This window comes from Allorhizobium sp. DMC15 (genome assembly GCF_056314065.1).
The window spans coordinates 1-18,809 of sequence record NZ_JBQUZB010000008.1; the positions used below are offsets into that span (position 1 = coordinate 1).

The window sequence follows — 18,809 nt, forward strand, 5'->3', positions numbered from 1 at the left end:
CTTGCCGTGGTCGACGTGGCCGATCGTGCCGATGTTGACGTGCGGCTTGTTGCGCTCAAACTTACTCTTTGCCATTTTCGGCTCTCCATTTTCTGGTCCCCGTCAGGGGAAATTCAAACTCAATTGGACGGACGGGGTATCCCGGTCACTTCTGACCGGAATACTTTGCCTGGATTTCTGCAGCAACGTTCGACGGGACCGGTGCGTAATGGTCGAAGACCATCGAGTACTGGGCGCGGCCCTGCGACATGGAGCGCAGGTTGTCGACGTACTTGAACATGTTGGCGAGCGGAACGTGAGCGTTGATCACGATCGCAATGCCGCGCTGTTCCTGGCCCTGGATCTGGCCACGACGCGAGTTCAGGTCGCCGATAACGTCACCGACATAGTCTTCCGGGGTGACGACTTCGACGCGCATCATCGGCTCGAGCAGCTGAGCGCCGGCCTTCTTGGCTGCTTCACGGAAGCAGGCACGCGATGCGATTTCGAAGGCGAGAACCGACGAGTCAACATCGTGGAAGGCGCCATCGATGAGGGTAGCCTTGACACCCAGCATCGGGAAGCCAGCGAGCGGACCCGAGGACAGAACGCTTTCGATACCCTTCTGAACGCCCGGGATGTATTCCTTCGGAACAGCACCACCGACGATCTTGGATTCGAACTTGAAGTCGTCGCCTTCCGGGTTCGGTTCGAAGACGAGCTTGACGCGCGCGAACTGACCGGTACCACCGGACTGCTTCTTGTGCGTGTAGTCTTCTTCGTGGAGCTTCGTGATCGTCTCACGGTAAGCAACCTGCGGAGCACCGACGTTGGCTTCAACCTTGAACTCGCGACGCATGCGGTCGACGATGATGTCGAGGTGAAGTTCGCCCATGCCAGCGATGATGGTCTGGCCGGATTCCTGGTCGGTCTTGACGCGGAAGGACGGGTCTTCGGCAGCCAGGCGGTTGAGGGCGAGGCCCATCTTTTCCTGGTCGCCCTTGGACTTCGGCTCGATCGCGATCTGGATCACCGGCTCCGGGAATTCCATGCGCTCGAGGATAACCGGCTTCAGGGGATCGCAGAGCGTGTCACCCGTGGTGGTTTCCTTGAGGCCGGCGAGAGCCACGATGTCGCCTGCGAAGGCTTCTTCGATGTCTTCACGCGAGTTCGAGTGCATCTGCAGCATGCGGCCGACGCGCTCGCGCTTGTCCTTGACCGTGTTGAGAACCGACGAACCCTTTTCCAGCTTGCCGGAATAGATGCGGGCAAAGGTGAGCGAACCGACGAAGGGGTCGTTCATGATCTTGAATGCCAGCATCGAAAGCGGCTCGGCGTCATCTGCATGGCGCTCGATTTCAGCTTCGGTCTTGAAGTCGATGCCCTTGATCGCCGGGATGTCGAGCGGCGACGGCAGGTAGTCGACAACGGCGTCGAGCAGCGGCTGAACGCCCTTGTTCTTGAAGGCGGTGCCGCAGAACATCGGGTGGAACTTGACGTCGATCGTGCCGCGACGAACGAGTTCGCGGATCTTGTCGTTGTCCGGCATGTCGCCGTTCAGGTAGGCTTCCATCGCTTCTTCGTCGATCTCGACAACGGTCTCGATCAGCTTTTCGCGATATTCTTCAGCCTTGTCCTTGAGGTCGGCCGGGATTTCGACAACGTCCCAGGCAGCGCCGAGGGACTCGTCACGCCAGATCAGAGCGTTCATCTCGATCAGATCGATGACGCCCTTGAAGTCGCTTTCAGCGCCGATCGGCAGCTGCATGACAACAGCGGTGGCGCCGAGACGGGTCTTGATCATTTCTACCGAGCGGTAGAAGTCAGCACCGGTCTTGTCCATCTTGTTGCAGAAGATCATCCGCGGGACGTTGTACTTTTCAGCCTGACGCCAGACGGTTTCGGTCTGCGGCTCAACACCAGCGTTGGCGTCGAGAAGAGCGATCGCACCGTCGAGAACGCGCAGCGAACGCTCGACTTCGATGGTGAAGTCAACGTGGCCGGGGGTGTCGATGATGTTGAAGCGGCGCATCTTGCCGTCGCGACCCTTCCAGAAGGTGGTCGTCGCAGCGGAGGTGATGGTGATGCCGCGTTCCTGCTCCTGCTCCATCCAGTCCATGGTAGCAGCGCCGTCATGGACTTCGCCGATCTTATGAGACTTACCGGTGTAGTATAGGATGCGCTCGGTGGTCGTGGTCTTGCCGGCGTCGATGTGCGCCATGATACCGAAGTTGCGGTAGTCTTCGATTTTATATTCGCGAGCCATAACGGACTGCCTTTCAATATTCGATCGGTGGATTACCAGCGGTAATGCGAGAAGGCGCGGTTTGCATCGGCCATCTTGTGGGTGTCTTCGCGCTTCTTGACGGCGCTACCGCGGTTGTTGGCGGCATCGAGCAGTTCGCCCGACAGGCGGTCGATCATAGTGGTTTCATTGCGCTTGCGGGCGGCGGTGATCAGCCAGCGGATGGCAAGTGCCTGGCGGCGCTCCGGACGAACATCGACCGGGACCTGGTAGGTTGCACCACCAACGCGGCGCGAACGGACTTCAACATGCGGCGCGACGTTGTCGAGCGCCTGATGGAAGATCGCGATCGGCTCGGCCTTGGCCTTAGCCTGAACGACGTCGAAGGCACCGTAGACGATGCTTTCGGCCACGGACTTCTTGCCGTGGAGCATGATGGCGTTCATGAACTTGGTGACGACGAGATCGCCGAACTTCGGGTCCGGATTGATTTCGCGCTTTTCTGCACTATGGCGACGGGACATACTTCTTGTCTCTCAACGGTTAGGGACGCTTTATCACGCGGAGAACCTCGCGCAGCGCCGGATATCGGGTAATGGCCGAATTACTTCGGACGCTTCGCACCGTACTTCGAACGGCGCTGCTTACGGTTCTTGACACCCTGGGTATCGAGAACGCCGCGGATGATGTGGTAACGCACACCCGGCAAGTCCTTGACGCGGCCGCCACGGATCATGACGACGGAGTGTTCCTGCAGGTTGTGACCTTCGCCCGGAATGTAGCCGATGACTTCGAAGCCATTGGTCAGGCGGATCTTGGCGACCTTACGCAGAGCCGAGTTCGGCTTCTTCGGGGTCGTGGTGTAAACGCGGGTGCAAACGCCGCGCTTCTGCGGATTTTCCTGCAGAGCAGGAACCTTATTGCGCTTTACCTGTGCCTGACGCGGCTTGCGGATCAGCTGGTTTACGGTAGGCATATACCCATCCCTTGCAAAATCTAGTCTCAAGCCCTTTCAGGCCCTTGGTTTGCCGTTTCCGGCGGCGGCCGCACAGTTTTCTTCATGCGCAAAATGTGGCCCGACCCGTTTTCGCGGATGGACCACAAAAGACAGAGGACGCACTGCGAGAGTGCGTCGTGCGAGCAGCATTCGTGTCGTCAACGTGCGTTTGGAGACTTGTTTGAGGCGAACTCCAGAACATGGCGTCCCGAAAAAGCCTGCCTCACATAGGCTCCGATGGCCGGGGTACTACTGTTTTCCCCCCTTAACGTCAAGTCTCATCTGAGAATTAATGGCCGAACGCCCTGTCGTGCCGGGCTTGCGGCCCTTTTGACCCGGGAAAACGATCCGGCGGCCATGATTTGGCTTGGCTTGGCCGGGGAAACTTCTAGATAAGGAGAGGTCAGGGGTCAACCGCCCTGCCCGTCTGGTCGAATCGGCCGGAACGCGAGAATCGTTTCCTCCAACCATAAGACCGGACGCCATGATGACCAGTCCCGACAACGACAACAATCGCGACGAGCCGATGGTGTTCATCGTGATCGCCAAGGCCTACGAGACCGAAGGCGGCCAGCCGATCGATCTCCATGTCATGCTGACCGCTCCCGACGACGACACGGCCGTACGGATGACGCTCAACGCGCTTTCCGAAGAAGGCTTCATTGAGGCCGATCTGGACCAGATCGGCATGATCAACGGCCAGCCGGACGAAGAACCGCATGCTTCGGCCTATCAGGGCGCCCTCGAAGGCGAAGTGGCGATCATTCGCTTCGCCTGAGCGATCCAATGCAACCGCATCTCCCGAGGCCGGTCCCTCGACCGGCCTTTTTGCGTTGCGAAGCCTGCCCTCCCCCTCCCGTCACCCGCGAGAGAGGATGACCGCGTTTCACTGCTTTCCCGGACGACACAACGAAAAAGCCGCCCGGAACAGGTTCCGGGCGGCCTTTGATCATTTAGCAGTCCCTATGCCGATCACTCGGCGGCCGGTGCACTTTCGCCAGCGAGGTTCTGCAGCATCGGCGTTGCGAGATCCGCACCCGTGCCCTTCTTGCGTTCCTCGAGGATGAGGTCGTCGCGCGAGGTGGCGATGCGGCGGATCTGCGTCATGGTGCCGCCGGTACCAGCCGGGATGAGGCGGCCGACGATGACGTTTTCCTTGAGACCCTGTAGCGTGTCGGTCTTGCCGGCGATCGCAGCTTCCGTGAGAACCTTGGTGGTTTCCTGGAAGGATGCAGCCGAGATGAACGACGGCGTCTGCAGCGAGGCCTTGGTAATGCCGAGGAGGACGGGCTCGCCGTATGCCGGCTTCTTGCCTTCCTCGATCAGGCGCTCGTTGACGTCATCCAGTTCGATGCGGTCGACATTGTCGCCCACGATGTACTGGCTGTCGCCGGACTCGGTGATCTCGACCTTCTGCAGCATCTGGCGAACGATCACCTCGATGTGCTTGTCGTTGATCACAACGCCCTGCAGTCGGTAGACTTCCTGGATTTCGTTGACGAGGTACGAGGCGAGTGCCTCGACGCCCTTGATCGCCAGGATGTCGTGCGGAGCCGGGTTACCGTCGAGGATGTAGTCACCCTTTTCGATGTAGTCGCCATCCTGAAGGTGGAAGGGCTTGCCCTTCGGGATCAGGTATTCGACAGGCTCGACACCGTCTTCCGCCGGCTCAATGATGACGCGACGCTTGTTCTTGTAGTCGCGGCCGAGGCGGATCGTACCATCGATCTCAGCGATGATGGCGTGGTCCTTCGGACGACGGGCTTCGAACAGTTCGGCAACACGCGGCAGACCACCGGTGATGTCCTTGGTCTTGGCGCTTTCGAGCGGCGAACGCGCGAGAACGTCACCCTGAGACACCTTCTGGCCCGGCTCGACCGACAGGATCGCATCGACGGAGAGCTGGAAGCGTGCCTCGCCGCCACGGGCGAGCTTGAGCACGTTGCCACCGGCATCCTTGATGACGATCGCCGGCTTGAGGTCCGAACCGCGCGGGGTCGAACGCCAGTCGATAACCTGACGCTTGGTGATACCGGTCGACTCGTCGGTGGCTTCGGAGACGGACAGACCGTCCACGACGTCCTCGAAGTGTACGACACCTTCGACTTCGGTCATCATCGGGCGGGTGTAAGGATCCCACTCCGCCAGACGCTGGCCGCGCTTCACCTTGTCGCCGTCGTCCACGAAGACCTTCGAACCGTAGGCCACACGCTGCGACGAACGCTCGATGCCGCGCTCGTCGAGGATGGTGATGGCCATGCTGCGGCCCATGGCAATCAGATTGCCTTCGGAGTTGCGCAGGATGTTGCGGTTCTTGATCTGCACCGTACCTTCGTACGAGGCTTCCAGGAACGACTGGTCGACCACCGTCGCGGTACCGCCCAAGTGGAAGGTACGCATGGTGAGCTGGGTGCCCGGCTCACCGATCGACTGTGCGGCGATGACGCCGACGGCTTCACCCATGTTGACCGGCGTACCACGGGCCAGGTCGCGGCCGTAGCAGACCGAGCAGACGCCCGTCTGGACCTCGCAGGTCAGGGCCGAGCGGATGCGGATCGACTGGATACCGGCCTTTTCGATCTCGATAACATCAGCCTCGAGGATCATGTTGCCAGCATTGACGATGCGCTCACCGGTGACCGGATGATCGATGTCATCCAGTGCGGTACGGCCGAGAACGCGAGCGCCGATGGAGGCGACGACCTGACCGGCATCGACGATCGCCGTCATGGTCAGGCCCTTGTCGGTGCCGCAATCCACGAGGTTGACGATGCAATCCTGCGCGACGTCGACGAGACGACGGGTCAGGTAACCGGAGTTCGCGGTCTTCAAGGCGGTGTCTGCGAGACCCTTACGGGCACCGTGGGTCGAGTTGAAGTACTCGTTAACGGTCAGACCTTCCTTGAAGTTCGAGATGATCGGCGTCTCGATGATTTCACCCGACGGCTTGGCCATGAGGCCACGCATGCCGCCCAGCTGGCGCATCTGGTTCGGAGAACCACGGGCACCGGAGTGGGACATCATGTAGATAGCGTTCATCGGCTTCTGACGACCGGTCTCCTTGTCGAACTCGACGGCCTTAATGCGGGCCATCATGTCCTCGGCGACCTTTTCGGTGGCCTTGCCCCAAGCGTCGACGACCTTGTTGTACTTTTCGCCCTGGGTGATCAGGCCGTCATTGTACTGCTGCTCGTATTCCTTGACGAGGGTTTCGGTGTCGCCAACGATCTTCGCCTTGGTTTCCGGGATGATCATGTCGTCCTTACCGAACGAGATGCCGGCCTTGCACGCATGGGTGAAGCCGAGCTGCATGATCCGGTCGCAGAAGATGACCGTGTCCTTCTGGCCGCAGTGACGGTAGACCGTGTCGATCATCTTGGAGATGTTCTTCTTGGTCATTTCCTGGTTGCAGATGTCGAAGGGCACGTTGACGTTCTTCGGCAGGAGTTCGCCGATGATCATGCGGCCAGGGGTGGTTTCATAGATCTTCGAAACCGGGTTGCCCTCGGCATCGACGGTCTTGAAGCGGCCACGGATCTTGGCGTGCAGGGTGACGACCTTGTTTTCCAGAGCATGGTGCAGTTCGCCCATGTCGGAGAAGACCATGCCTTCGCCCGGCTCGTTCTGGTTCATGATCGACAGGTAGTACAGGCCGAGAACCATGTCCTGCGACGGAACGATGATCGGTGCACCGTTGGCCGGGTGCAGGATGTTGTTCGTCGACATCATCAGGACGCGAGCTTCGAGCTGGGCTTCGAGCGACAGCGGCACGTGAACAGCCATCTGGTCGCCGTCGAAGTCGGCGTTGAAGGCCGTGCAGACGAGCGGATGCAGCTGGATCGCCTTGCCTTCGACCAGCGTGGGTTCGAAGGCCTGGATGCCCAGGCGGTGCAGCGTCGGTGCGCGGTTCAGGAGAACCGGATGCTCGCGGATGACCTCGTCGAGGATATCCCAGACTTCCGGCTTTTCCTTTTCAACCAGCTTCTTGGCCTGCTTGACGGTCGAGGAGTAACCCTTGGCGTCGAGGCGGGCGTAGATGAACGGCTTGAACAGTTCGAGCGCCATCTTCTTCGGCAGGCCGCACTGGTGCAGCTTCAGTTCCGGACCGGTCACGATGACCGAACGGCCGGAATAGTCGACGCGCTTGCCGAGCAGGTTCTGGCGGAAGCGGCCCTGCTTGCCCTTGAGCATGTCGGACAGCGACTTCAGCGGACGCTTGTTGGCGCCGGTGATGACGCGGCCACGGCGGCCGTTGTCGAAGAGCGCGTCTACAGATTCCTGCAGCATGCGCTTTTCGTTGCGGATGATGATGCCCGGAGCGCGCAGTTCGATCAGGCGCTTCAGACGGTTATTACGGTTGATGACGCGGCGGTACAGATCGTTCAGATCCGACGTCGCAAAACGGCCGCCATCGAGCGGAACGAGCGGACGCAGATCCGGCGGGATGACCGGAACGACCTTCATGATCATCCATTCCGGACGGTTGCCCGACTCCATGAAGTTCTCGACGATCTTCAGGCGCTTCATCAGCTTCTTCTGCTTCAGATCCGAGGTGGTTTCGGCCAGCTCGGTGCGCAGGTCGCCAGCGATCTTCTCGAGGTTCATCGAGGCCAGCATCTCGTAGATGGCTTCAGCGCCGATCATGGCGGTGAACTGGTCCTCGCCGAACTCGTCGACGGCGATCATGTATTCTTCTTCGGTGAGAAGCTGGTTTTCCTTGAGCGAGGTCAGGCCCGGCTCGGTCACGATGTAGTTCTCGAAATAGAGAACGCGCTCAACATCCTTCAGCGTCATGTCGAGCAGGGTCGAGATGCGCGAGGGAAGCGACTTCAGGAACCAGATATGGGCAACGGGAGCGGCGAGCTCGATATGGCCCATGCGCTCACGGCGAACGCGCGACAGCGTGACTTCGACGCCGCACTTTTCGCAGATGATGCCCTTGTACTTCATGCGCTTGTACTTGCCGCACAGGCACTCGTAGTCCTTGATCGGTCCGAAGATACGCGCGCAGAAGAGGCCGTCACGCTCGGGCTTGAACGTGCGGTAGTTGATGGTTTCCGGCTTCTTGATCTCACCGTAAGACCACGACAGGATCTTCTCCGGGCTCGCGATCGAGATCCGGATGCTGTCGAAGTGCTGAGCCGGCACCGACGGGTTGAAAAGGTTCATGACCTCTTGGTTCATGCCTGTCTCCTTATGGGGCGTGGAGCCCTCGATTGGGTCGCGGTGGCGGCGAAGTCCCGGGATGCCGCACCCGACCCTTGAAATGACAATAACCGCGAAATGCGGCGAAACTCCCCTCACCCACCCGATTTTGGCCGCCGGGCAGTCAGGGGGTGGCGTGCGTGGCGAACCACGCACGCCTTTGTCAAACCGTTATTCGGCTGCGTCGGGCAGCGGCGTCGAGCCAACGTCATCGAGCTTGGAATTCTCCAGCTCAACCGAGAGGCCGAGCGAGCGCATTTCCTTGACGAGAACGTTGAAGCTTTCCGGAATACCCGCCTCGAAGGTGTCGTCGCCACGGACGATCGCCTCGTAGACCTTGGTACGGCCGGCCACGTCGTCCGACTTCACCGTCAGCATTTCCTGCAGGGTGTAGGCGGCGCCGTAAGCTTCCAGAGCCCAGACTTCCATTTCCCCGAAGCGCTGACCGCCGAACTGCGCCTTACCACCGAGCGGCTGCTGGGTGACGAGCGAGTAAGGACCGATCGAACGCGCATGGATCTTGTCATCGACCAAGTGGTTCAGCTTGATCATGTACATGTAGCCGACGGTGACCTTACGGTCGAAGGGCTCACCGGTACGGCCATCATACAGGACCGACTGACCCGACGGATCGAGACCCGCACGCGTGAGCATCGAGGACACGTCGCTTTCATGCGCGCCATCGAAGACCGGGGTGGCGATCGAAACGCCACGCTTGGCTTCCTCGGCGAGCTTGACGAGCGCGTCGTCGTCGAAGTGCTTCACTTCGTCATGGGCTTCCGACTCGTAGATCTCGGTCAGCTCGTTGCGAAGGTCGGTGATGTCGAGGTGCTTGCGATAGTCCTCAAGCATCTGACCGATCTTCTTGCCCATGCCGGCGCAAGCCCAGGCAAGGTGGGTTTCGAGGATCTGACCGACGTTCATGCGCGAGGGAACGCCGAGCGGGTTCAAGACGATGTCGACATGCGTGCCGTCTTCGAGGAACGGCATGTCCTCGACCGGAACGATGCGCGAGACAACACCCTTGTTGCCGTGACGGCCGGCCATCTTGTCGCCTGGCTGGATCTTGCGCTTCACAGCGACAAAGACCTTGACCATCTTCATGACGCCCGGGGGCATTTCGTCGCCGCGCTGGACCTTCTCGACCTTGTCCATGAAGCGCTGTTCAAGGCGCGACTTGGATTCATCGTACTGGCCGCGGAGCGCTTCGAGTTCGCCCTGCACCTTTTCGTCTTCGACGGCGAACATCCACCACTGCGAGCGGGGATATTCGGACACGACGGCGTTGGTGAGCTCGACGCCCTTCTTGAAGCCCTTCGGGCCGGCAATCGAGATCTGGCCACGCAGCATGTCGATCAGACGGCCGTAGACGTTACGGTCGAGGATCGCCTGCTCGTCGTCGCGGTCCTTGGCGAGGCGTTCGATTTCCTCGCGCTCGATCGCCATCGCGCGCTCGTCCTTCTCAACGCCGTGGCGGTTGAAAACGCGAACTTCAACGACGGTGCCGAAGGTGCCCGGAGGCATGCGCATCGAGGTGTCGCGAACGTCGGAGGCCTTTTCACCGAAGATGGCGCGCAGAAGCTTTTCTTCCGGCGTCATCGGGCTTTCGCCCTTCGGGGTGATCTTGCCGACCAGGATGTCGCCAGGAGCAACTTCCGCACCGATGTAGACGATACCGGCTTCGTCGAGGTTCTTCAGCGCTTCTTCCGAAACGTTCGGAATGTCGCGCGTGATTTCTTCCGGACCAAGCTTGGTGTCGCGGGCCATGACTTCGAATTCCTCGATGTGGATCGAGGTGAAGACGTCTTCCGAGACGATGCGCTCCGACATGAGGATCGAGTCCTCATAGTTGTAGCCGTTCCAGGGCATGAACGCGACGAGCGCGTTGCGGCCGAGGGCCAGATCGCCGAGGTCGGTCGACGGACCGTCCGCGATGATGTCACCCTTGTTGACAATATCGCCAACGGTCACCAGCGGACGCTGGTTGACGCAGGTGTTCTGGTTCGAGCGCTGGAACTTCTGCAGACGGTAGATGTCAACACCGGACTTGCCAGCATCGAGATCTTCCGTCGCGCGGATAACGATACGCGTTGCATCGACCTGGTCGACCACGCCGCCGCGACGGGCACCGATGGCAGCGCCGGAGTCACGGGCAACGATCGGCTCCATACCGGTTCCGACGAACGGGGCTTCGGCACGCAGAAGCGGCACGGCCTGACGCTGCATGTTCGAGCCCATGAGAGCGCGGTTGGCGTCGTCGTTTTCGAGGAACGGGATGAGAGCGGCCGCGACCGAAACCAGCTGCTTCGGCGAAACGTCCATCAGGTTGATGGTGTCGCGCGGGGACAGCATGACTTCGCCAGCATGACGGCAGACGACGAACTCTTCGACGAACTGGCCATCGGCCGTCAGTTCAGAGTTGGCCTGGGCCACGTAGTACTTGGCTTCTTCCATCGCCGACAGATAGACCACTTCGGTCGTCACCTTGCCGTCCACGATCTTGCGGTACGGGCTTTCGATGAAGCCGTATTTGTTGACGCGGGCGAAGGTTGCGAGCGAGTTGATCAGACCGATGTTCGGGCCTTCCGGCGTTTCGATCGGGCAAATACGGCCGTAGTGGGTCGGATGAACGTCGCGGACTTCGAAGCCAGCGCGCTCGCGGGTCAGACCACCCGGGCCAAGAGCCGAGAGGCGGCGCTTGTGGGTGATTTCCGAAAGCGGGTTCACCTGGTCCATGAACTGCGACAGCTGCGACGAGCCGAAGAATTCGCGAACGGCGGCGGCTGCCGGCTTGGCGTTGATCAGATCCTGCGGCATCACCGTGTCGATTTCGATCGAGGACATGCGTTCCTTGATCGCGCGCTCCATGCGGAGCAGGCCGAGCCGGTACTGGTTCTCCATCAGTTCGCCGACGGAGCGAACGCGACGGTTGCCGAGGTTGTCGATGTCGTCGATCTCGCCCTTGCCGTCGCGCAGTTCGACCAGCATCTTGACCACGGCCAGGATGTCGTCCTTGCGCAGAACGCGGACGGTATCCGGGCAGTCAAGGTCGAGACGCATGTTCATCTTGACGCGACCAACGGCCGACAGGTCGTAGCGCTCGGCGTCGAAGAACAGCGACTGGAACATGGCTTCGGCCGAGTCCATGGTCGGCGGTTCACCCGGACGCATGACGCGGTAGATGTCGAACAGAGCGTCCTGACGGTTCTCGTTCTTGTCGGCAGCCAGCGTGTTGCGGATGTAAGCGCCGACGTTGATGTGGTCGATGCCGAGAACCGGGATTTCGTCGAAACCGGATTCGAGGATCTGCGGCAGCGACTTCTCGTCGATTTCCGCGCCCGCTTCCATGTAGATTTCACCGGTCGACATGTTGACCAGGTCTTCGGCAAGGTAGTTACCGAACAGGTCTTCGTCGGAAGCCTTCAGGAACTTGAGGCCCTTCTCGGTCAGCTGACGCAGCAGACGCGGGGTGAGCTTCTTGCCACCTTCGACAACCACTTCGCCGCTGTCGGCGTCGATCATGTCTGAGATGGTCTTCGCACCCTTCAGGGTTTCCGGGTTGAACGGGTAGCGCCAGCCCTTGCCGTCACGCTCGTAGACCGACTTCGAATAGAAGGTCGACAGGATCTCTTCGCCGTCCATGCCGAGCGCCATCAGCAGCGAGGTCACGGGGATCTTGCGGCGACGGTCGATACGGGCGTGCACGATGTCCTTGGCGTCGAATTCGATATCGAGCCAGGAACCACGATACGGGATGACGCGGGCAGCAAACAGCAGCTTGCCGGACGAATGGGACTTGCCCTTGTCATGGTCGAAGAAGACGCCCGGAGACCGGTGCATCTGCGAGACGATGACACGCTCGGTACCGTTGACGATGAAGGTACCGTTGTTCGTCATGAGCGGCATGTCGCCCATGTAGACGGACTGTTCCTTGATGTCCTTGATGGACTTCGCGCCCGTATCCTCGTCAATATCGAACACGATCAGACGCAGTGTGACCTTGAGCGGTGCAGCATAGGTCAGATCGCGCTGGCGGCATTCGTCGACATCGAACTTCGGCGGCTCGAATTCGTAGGACACGAATTCCAGCATCGACGCACCGGAGAAGTCGGTGATCGGGAATACGGACTTGAATACGGCATTGAGCCCCTCGTCGGGACGGCCGCCCTGCGGCTCGTCGACCATGAGGAACTGGTCATAAGATGCCTTCTGAACCTCGATGAGGTTCGGCATTTCTGCGACTTCTGGAATTTTTCCGAAAAACTTGCGTACGCGCCTGCGACCGTTAAAGGTAAGGGTCTGAGCCATCGTCGCTCCTTGTCAGTTTGCACCCGGGCCTGCAACAGACGGTGACCGCTGGCCAGGCGGCTCCGTCAAAAAATGGATCACTCAATCTCGTCTCGATATCCGAACGGCCGGCCGGTTTGCCGGGCATTCGGGTCAAGACCATCCTCTTGAGAACCCATTACCCAGGAACCGTTTTCACGCGGTTCCTGGGTAATATGTTCGGAGGAAACGGGCGGGAGAAGAAACTTCCCCCGCCGCATTCCGATATTACTTAACGTCGACCTTGGCGCCGGCGTCCTCAAGCTTCTTCTTGAGGTCAGCGGCTTCAGCCTTGGAAACGCCTTCCTTGACCGGCTTCGGAGCACCTTCGACCAGGTCCTTGGCTTCCTTGAGGCCGAGGCCGGTGATGCCGCGGACTTCCTTGATGACGTTGATCTTGTTGGCGCCAGCGTCAACCAGGATAACGTCGAACTCGGTCTTTTCTTCTTCAGCCGGAGCAGCGGCACCAGCAGCGCCACCAGCAGCAGCAACGGCTACCGGAGCAGCAGCCGAAACGCCCCACTTTTCTTCGAGCATCTTGGAAAGCTCAGCAGCTTCCAGAACGGTCAGCGAGGAGAGGTCTTCAACGATCTTTGCGAGATCAGCCATTGTATCAGTTCCTTAATAGATGTTCGGTTCGAAACGAACGGGTTAGGGTATGAACAGCGAAAAACCGCCTTACGCGGCTTCGTCCTTCTTGGCATAGGCCGCAAACACGCGAGCAAGCTGAGCTGCCGGTGCCTGAACCACGCCTGCGATGCGGGTAGCCGGAGTCTGGATCATGCCCAGCAGCTTCGCACGCAGCTCGTCCAGCGACGGCAGGGTCGCAAGCGACTTGACTGCATCGGCGGTGAGCGTGGTTGTTCCCATGGCGCCGCCGAGAACAACGATCTTGTCGTTGGTCTTGGCGAAATCCATGACGACTTTCGGAGCGGTGATCGGGTCATTGCTGTAGGCAATGAGTGTCTGACCCTTGAACAGGTTAGACATCCCTTCCGACTCCGTGCCCTGAAGAGCGATCTTGGCCAGGCGGTTCTTCGCGACTTTGACGGTGCCGCCAGCAGCGCGCATCTTCGAACGGAAGTCGTTCATCTGCGCAACCGTGACACCAGCATAGTGGGCCACAACAACCGAACCGGAAGCCTTGAAGACTTCGTTCAGTTCTGTGACGAATTCGCGTTTTTCCGCTCTTTCCACTGTCTGTCTCCAGTTGATGGGACCGCAATCCTGCAGGCCCCACCGGGTTTGCCTTTTGCCTCAGGGGATCCAACCATGTCAGATCCCAAGCGACGCTTGAGGATCCTGTCCCCTCTGAACCGGTCAGTGACCGGCCATAAGGCGAATAAGGCTCGAACCGAACTTCAAGACGTCATCAGACGTTTAAATACCGGATCTTACCCGTCTCATGCAGGCAGATATTAAGGCCCGAAGGCCGCCCACAATCTCGGACAGGAGTGCCTGGCTTTGACACCAGGCATTTCCGGCCCCGAAAGGCCGGAAACTTGGTGGACCGGAGCATGACGCTCCGGTCGAATTCTATCAGGCCGTAACGGTCGACGGGTCGATCTTGACGCCCGGACCCATGGTCGAGGAGATCGCTACGCGCTTGACGTAGTTACCCTTGGCGCCAGCCGGCTTTGCCTTGACGACGGCGTCAGCGAAAGCCTTGATGTTTTCTTCGAGCGCCTTGGCGTCGAAGGAGGCCTTGCCGATACCGGCGTGGATGATACCAGCCTTTTCGACGCGGAACTCAACAGCACCGCCCTTGGAAGCCTTGACGGCGCCAGCGACGTCCATGGTGACCGTACCGACCTTCGGGTTCGGCATCATGCCACGCGGGCCGAGAACCTTACCGAGGCGACCGACGAGCGGCATCAGGTCCGGGGTGGCGATGCAGCGATCGAAATCGATCTTGCCGCTCTGGACGATTTCGAGCAGGTCTTCGGCGCCGACGATGTCTGCACCAGCAGCCTTGGCTTCGTCAGCCTTGGCGCCACGGGCGAAGACGGCAACGCGAACGTCACGGCCGGTGCCGTTCGGCAGGTTGACCACGCCGCGGACCATCTGGTCTGCGTGACGCGGGTCGACGCCGAGGTTCATGGCGATTTCGATCGTTTCGTCGAACTTGGCGACGGCACGTTCCTTGACCATCGAGATGGCGTCCGACAGAGCGACGAGCTTCGTCGGGTCAACGCCTTCACGGATCTTCTGAATACGCTTTGCTACCTTGGCCATGATCAACCTACCACTTCCAGGCCCATGGAGCGGGCAGAGCCCTCAACCATCAGCATTGCGCCTTCGATGTCGGCCGCGTTCAGATCCTTCATCTTGCCTTCGGCAATTGCACGGACCTGTGCCTTGGTGATCGTACCGACCTTCGCACCCTTGCCCGGAGTCTTCGAGCCAGAGGTGATCTTTGCTTCCTTCTTCAGCCAGTAGGTGACCGGCGGCTGCTTCATTGCGAAGGTGAAGGACTTGTCCTGGTAATAGGTGATGACGACCGGGATCGGCATTCCCTTTTCCATTTCCTGCGTGGCGGCATTGAACGCCTTGCAGAATTCCATGATGTTAATGCCACGCTGACCAAGGGCCGGGCCGATCGGCGGGGACGGGTTTGCCGATCCTGCCTTGACCTGGAGCTTGAGCTGGCCTGCAACTTTCTTAGCCATTACTCTCTGCCTTTCATTTCAGACCGGTTGCCCGATCCATTATGCCAGCCTCGGCTGGCGGCTGCGGTTGCGTGGTGCGTCTGAATGACCTGGCTAAGGCCCTCATCCTCCCACGCGGATCGGGAAGTTACCTTCCCGCTTCCAATCAGACCTTTTCGACCTGACTGTATTCGAGCTCGACCGGCGTCGCGCGGCCGAAGATCGAGACCTCGACCTTGAGGCGTGAGCGCTCTTCGTCCACATCCTGGACAACGCCGTTGAACGAAGCAAACGGACCGTCGGAGACGCGAACCTGTTCGCCGATTTCGTAGGACACGGTCGATTTCGGACGCTCGACACCTTCCTGGACCTGACCCAGGATGCGCTCAGCCTCGAAATCGGGGATCGGAACCGGCTTGTTGTCGGAACCAAGGAAGCCCGTGACCTTCGGGGTATTCTTGATCAGGTGATAGGCCTCGTCGGTCAGGTTCGCGCGAACCATGACGTAGCCGGGGAAGAACTTGCGTTCGCTATCAACCTTGCGGCCGCGACGGACTTCAACGACCTTCTCGGTCGGCACCAGGATCTTTTCGAAGAGGTGATCAAGCCCCTTCTGCTTCGCCTTGTGCTCGATGTCCTCGGCGACCTTCTTTTCAAAATTCGAATATGCGTGGACGATGTACCAACGTGCAGCCATGATCTTTTCCGCCCGATTAATTACCGACGCTCAGCACGAGGCTGAGCAGCCAGCTGATGAGCTGGTCCGCGCCGAAGAAGAACAGCGCGGCGAAAAACACCATAGCCAAGACCATGAGCGTCGAAATCGTGGTTTCGCGACGCGAGGGCCACGTAACCTTGGACGTCTCGGAGCGTACCTGCTGCAGAAACGCGAATGGATTACTCTTGGATGCCATTTATTGCCCACGCATTTACGGCGCGTAAAGCCGACCTTGGTCAGCCCCACGCACCGCGTGTCTGTTTGAACCCTACATAACGACCGATTCCCCGTTTCACAAGAGGGAAAAGGTCTTCTGCAACTTTTCGGCTTTGCCAGATCGTCTTGCCCGTCAGCACATCAAAGCGCGCCGGGCGGGAAATGGCAGGGGCAGCCGGGCTTGAACCGACGACCTGCGGTTTTGGAGACCGCCGCTCTACCAACTGAGCTATACCCCTAAGCCTAGTCTTCAGGCGAAACTCGTTTCGCTCGAAGCATGGCGCTCCCTTTAAGACGGCAGCGCGCGAATGGCAAGAGACTTTTTCCGCCTTTTCCCCAAAGCCTGTCTTGGCCGGGCGAGCGCGGGTTCCGAACCTACCACTGCCGGTGCATCCTAGCCCGCAGAACGGCCTCGGATGCATGGCCGAGATCGGCGAACGTGGCGGAAACACCGATTCCCAGCGGCAATTGCTGCTCGAGTTTCAGGCTTGCGGAAACCGGTGCGGCATTGTCGAGCACAACAGTGCCAGCAAGGGCCGCACCGATATCCAGGAAATCCAGCCGCGTTTCCTGCCGGGCGACGAAGGCGTTGCTGCCGTCCGCGCGCTTTCCGGCCTCCAATGCGTTCGAGAGCGACAGATCGAGGGAAGCGTTGGCGGCAAGGCGGCGGTCACGGCGGAGCACCGCCCTGCCCGCAGTAGTCCGTGCATCAAGGCGCATGGCGAAGACCGACGCCCAGGCCCGGCCAGGAAGATCGACCTCGCCCCAGACAACGAGGGGCGCGGCGACCGTCCCCGGGCGGCTCGCATTGGCCGTTTCCAACGATGATTCGAGACCTAGGCGCAGATCCCCCTTCGAGCCCAGCGCCAACCCCGGGCGCATCAGCAGAGTGTCACCAGGCTTCGTGGCGGTCCACAGAAGGGAGCCCTCGCCTGCGTCTGCCGGTTTCGTCACGGCCAAGAGGCCGGCAGCAAGCAGGACGAGCCAACAACCTCTGCGGATGAATGCTCGGGAACTTCGGTGCCGTTGCATGTCGCGGCCTCCGGGTCTTTGGTGGCAGAGCCGACTGTCGGCCCGTCAACGTTTATTACGGTCGCAATTGTAACTTTAGGACGGACGGATCCGAAGTCGGAATTGTGCAGAGGAGCCATGCGTCGACGACGTCAGGAAAATCACGACAGCCGGGCCACTCTGCGCCCAGCGCGGCGCCAACCGACGTGCCGTTACCCGCCGAAGGTCCGGCTTGCCAGACGTGCGGTCTTCTTCGATAGTCTGCGTCTCATATTCGCGGAGGAGTGCCATGATCCGGATCAGCAATGCCGCCCTGCCCGGGTCCGAATTCTACGACACGGACCTGACCGAATCGCGCTTCACAGACGTCTCGCTCAAGGAAGCGGTGTTCAGCAATATCGATCTTGGCAAAGCGTTGATCACAGACGCCAATGCCGAGCAGCTCGTCATCCGCAATACCGCCATGGCCGGGGCCCTGATCGAGAATGCGATGATCCATGCCGCGAGCCTCACCCATGTTGATTTCAACGGCAGCACGATCCGCTTCGGCAGCCTCGCGGATGTCTCCATCGCCGAATGCGACCTCGGGGGCATGACGATCAACGGATATCTGGTGACGGATCTGCTGCGGCTGGCGGACGAGCACCGGCTCGACAGGGCGTAAGAACCGCTCAGACCAGATCGGTGATGTCGTAACCACGCTGATAATAGCGATCGCGCATGGCCGCAAACATGGGATATTGCAGAGCACCCTTTGCGAACCATGACAGGTATGCGTCACGGTCGTCGAGCCACCAGCCCGGGGGCAGCTTCTTCTCTTCCTCGGCATTTTCCCAGAACCGTCGATCCGGAACACCGATATAGGGGGCGCCCTTGAGCCAGGATGTGACCATGGGATTGTGGGCTGCCGTATATTTGTCGCGATAGCGTCCGCCGTGGCCACCTTCCATGGAGACGATCAGAACATCCTCGCCCTCGCCGAATTGATCGGCGGTCCCGTCGCAGACCAAGCCATCCGGCGCGACATTCCATGAATGCAGAAAGATCGGTCGACCGTCGGGCAAGCCATACACGCCATCAACACGACGCCAGCCGTGGCGGCGCTCAATGAAACAAGCAACTTCGTAGCAAGCACCCCAACACCCCGCCAGTCGCATCCGATGGCGGTAGGCGCGAATCTCTTCCAGCTGCAGGTCTGCAATCATCAGATATCACCCCGAACGGAAAAGGCCCCGCTGTTTCCAGCGAGGCCTTTCGATCTTATCGATCAAATCAGCGATTACTCGATGATCGAGGCGACAATGCCGGCGCCGCGTCCAGATCGCGCTTGCGCGCCATCTGAACATTTTTCGTGCCGTCGGCCGCTTACGCCATCGACTTCTCGATCATTACTCGATGATCGAAGCGACGATGCCGGCGCCGACGGTGCGGCCGCCTTCGCGGATTGCGAAGCGCAGCTTTTCT

16 protein-coding genes, 1 tRNA gene and 1 pseudogene are annotated in these 18,809 nt (G+C 60.0%); 2 read left to right on the plus strand and 16 right to left on the minus strand.

Going from position 1 to position 18,809, the window contains the following annotated elements; translation table 11 throughout:
* The 4 genes and pseudogenes from ACT53S_RS22795 to rpsL form a co-directional block, all read right to left on the minus strand.
* Positions 1-75 (minus strand): annotated as a pseudogene (locus ACT53S_RS22795) (GTP-binding protein); the annotation flags it as partial.
* A 70-nt stretch (positions 76-145) separates the two neighbouring features.
* On the minus strand, positions 146-2,245 hold the full coding sequence (gene fusA / locus ACT53S_RS22800; protein ID WP_142069433.1) for an elongation factor G: 2,100 nt from the start codon (positions 2,243-2,245) through the stop codon (positions 146-148).
* Between the two features lie 32 nt (positions 2,246-2,277).
* A complete protein-coding gene (gene rpsG / locus ACT53S_RS22805; RefSeq protein WP_113379634.1) occupies positions 2,278-2,748 on the minus strand; it encodes a 30S ribosomal protein S7 in 471 nt (156 codons plus the stop codon).
* A gap of 80 nt (positions 2,749-2,828) precedes the next feature.
* Positions 2,829-3,200 (minus strand): 30S ribosomal protein S12, encoded by a 372-nt coding sequence (gene rpsL / locus ACT53S_RS22810; RefSeq protein WP_003507760.1) that lies wholly within the window; start codon positions 3,198-3,200, stop codon positions 2,829-2,831.
* 505 nt (positions 3,201-3,705) lie between these two features.
* Between rpsL and ACT53S_RS22815 the strand changes: the two genes are divergently transcribed.
* The gene (locus tag ACT53S_RS22815) at positions 3,706-3,999 is read left to right on the plus strand and encodes a transcriptional regulator (RefSeq protein WP_113379633.1); all 294 of its coding nucleotides are present in this window, start codon (positions 3,706-3,708) and stop codon (positions 3,997-3,999) included.
* A gap of 194 nt (positions 4,000-4,193) precedes the next feature.
* On the opposite strand, the gene rpoC is transcribed toward ACT53S_RS22815, so the two are convergent.
* The 10 genes from rpoC to ACT53S_RS22865 form a co-directional block, all read right to left on the minus strand.
* Complete coding sequence (gene rpoC, locus ACT53S_RS22820; RefSeq protein ID WP_113379632.1) at positions 4,194-8,405, minus strand: DNA-directed RNA polymerase subunit beta'; 4,212 nt, start codon at positions 8,403-8,405, stop codon at positions 4,194-4,196.
* A gap of 192 nt (positions 8,406-8,597) precedes the next feature.
* On the minus strand, positions 8,598-12,734 hold the full coding sequence (rpoB, locus tag ACT53S_RS22825; protein WP_142069435.1) for a DNA-directed RNA polymerase subunit beta: 4,137 nt from the start codon (positions 12,732-12,734) through the stop codon (positions 8,598-8,600).
* 246 nt (positions 12,735-12,980) lie between these two features.
* Positions 12,981-13,361 carry a 50S ribosomal protein L7/L12 gene (rplL, locus tag ACT53S_RS22830; RefSeq protein ID WP_113379630.1) on the minus strand — a complete coding sequence of 127 codons (381 nt, stop codon included), beginning with the start codon at positions 13,359-13,361 and terminating at the stop codon, positions 12,981-12,983.
* A gap of 69 nt (positions 13,362-13,430) precedes the next feature.
* Complete coding sequence (gene rplJ / locus ACT53S_RS22835; protein WP_110794112.1) at positions 13,431-13,949, minus strand: 50S ribosomal protein L10; 519 nt, start codon at positions 13,947-13,949, stop codon at positions 13,431-13,433.
* 342 nt (positions 13,950-14,291) lie between these two features.
* Positions 14,292-14,987 carry a 50S ribosomal protein L1 gene (rplA, locus tag ACT53S_RS22840; protein WP_113379629.1) on the minus strand — a complete coding sequence of 232 codons (696 nt, stop codon included), beginning with the start codon at positions 14,985-14,987 and terminating at the stop codon, positions 14,292-14,294.
* A gap of 2 nt (positions 14,988-14,989) precedes the next feature.
* On the minus strand, positions 14,990-15,421 hold the full coding sequence (rplK, locus tag ACT53S_RS22845) for a 50S ribosomal protein L11 (protein WP_006728786.1): 432 nt from the start codon (positions 15,419-15,421) through the stop codon (positions 14,990-14,992).
* Positions 15,422-15,566: 145 nt separating this feature from the next.
* The gene (gene nusG / locus ACT53S_RS22850) at positions 15,567-16,097 is read right to left on the minus strand and encodes a transcription termination/antitermination protein NusG (RefSeq protein WP_062278354.1); all 531 of its coding nucleotides are present in this window, start codon (positions 16,095-16,097) and stop codon (positions 15,567-15,569) included.
* 16 nt (positions 16,098-16,113) lie between these two features.
* Positions 16,114-16,314: a preprotein translocase subunit SecE gene (gene secE / locus ACT53S_RS22855; protein WP_062278356.1), complete on the minus strand. Its 201-nt coding sequence runs from the start codon at positions 16,312-16,314 to the stop codon at positions 16,114-16,116.
* 183 nt (positions 16,315-16,497) lie between these two features.
* Positions 16,498-16,573 (minus strand) — tRNA-Trp (locus tag ACT53S_RS22860).
* 136 nt (positions 16,574-16,709) lie between these two features.
* Positions 16,710-17,288, minus strand: coding sequence for a hypothetical protein (locus tag ACT53S_RS22865; RefSeq protein ID WP_476068774.1), 579 nt, complete (start codon positions 17,286-17,288; stop codon positions 16,710-16,712).
* 346 nt (positions 17,289-17,634) lie between these two features.
* On the opposite strand from ACT53S_RS22865, the gene ACT53S_RS22870 reads away from it, so the two are divergent.
* Positions 17,635-18,009, plus strand: a complete 375-nt coding sequence (locus ACT53S_RS22870; RefSeq protein ID WP_476068776.1) for a pentapeptide repeat-containing protein — start codon at positions 17,635-17,637, stop codon at positions 18,007-18,009.
* 7 nt (positions 18,010-18,016) lie between these two features.
* Here ACT53S_RS22870 and ACT53S_RS22875 read toward each other — a convergent pair whose 3' ends face one another.
* Positions 18,017-18,355: a hypothetical protein gene (locus ACT53S_RS22875; protein ID WP_476068778.1), complete on the minus strand. Its 339-nt coding sequence runs from the start codon at positions 18,353-18,355 to the stop codon at positions 18,017-18,019.
* Positions 18,356-18,733: 378 nt separating this feature from the next.
* Positions 18,734-18,809: EF-Tu C-terminal domain-related protein (locus ACT53S_RS22880; RefSeq protein WP_144623229.1), on the minus strand; the 76-nt coding region annotated here is incomplete at its 5' end.

Excerpts from the sequence above, each read along its gene's own strand:
- fusA (WP_142069433.1), bottom strand. The coding sequence starts at position 2,245 with ATGGCTCGCGAATATAAAATCGAAGACTACCGCAACTTCGGTATCATG.
- rpsG (WP_113379634.1), bottom strand. The coding sequence starts at position 2,748 with ATGTCCCGTCGCCATAGTGCAGAAAAGCGCGAAATCAATCCGGACCCG.
- rpsL (WP_003507760.1), bottom strand. The coding sequence starts at position 3,200 with ATGCCTACCGTAAACCAGCTGATCCGCAAGCCGCGTCAGGCACAGGTA.
- ACT53S_RS22815 (WP_113379633.1), top strand. The coding sequence starts at position 3,706 with ATGATGACCAGTCCCGACAACGACAACAATCGCGACGAGCCGATGGTG.
- rpoC (WP_113379632.1), bottom strand. The coding sequence starts at position 8,405 with ATGAACCAAGAGGTCATGAACCTTTTCAACCCGTCGGTGCCGGCTCAG.
- rpoB (WP_142069435.1), bottom strand. The coding sequence starts at position 12,734 with ATGGCTCAGACCCTTACCTTTAACGGTCGCAGGCGCGTACGCAAGTTT.
- rplL (WP_113379630.1), bottom strand. The coding sequence starts at position 13,361 with ATGGCTGATCTCGCAAAGATCGTTGAAGACCTCTCCTCGCTGACCGTT.
- rplA (WP_113379629.1), bottom strand. The coding sequence starts at position 14,987 with ATGGCCAAGGTAGCAAAGCGTATTCAGAAGATCCGTGAAGGCGTTGAC.
- rplK (WP_006728786.1), bottom strand. The coding sequence starts at position 15,421 with ATGGCTAAGAAAGTTGCAGGCCAGCTCAAGCTCCAGGTCAAGGCAGGA.
- nusG (WP_062278354.1), bottom strand. The coding sequence starts at position 16,097 with ATGGCTGCACGTTGGTACATCGTCCACGCATATTCGAATTTTGAAAAG.
- secE (WP_062278356.1), bottom strand. The coding sequence starts at position 16,314 with ATGGCATCCAAGAGTAATCCATTCGCGTTTCTGCAGCAGGTACGCTCC.
- ACT53S_RS22870 (WP_476068776.1), top strand. The coding sequence starts at position 17,635 with ATGATCCGGATCAGCAATGCCGCCCTGCCCGGGTCCGAATTCTACGAC.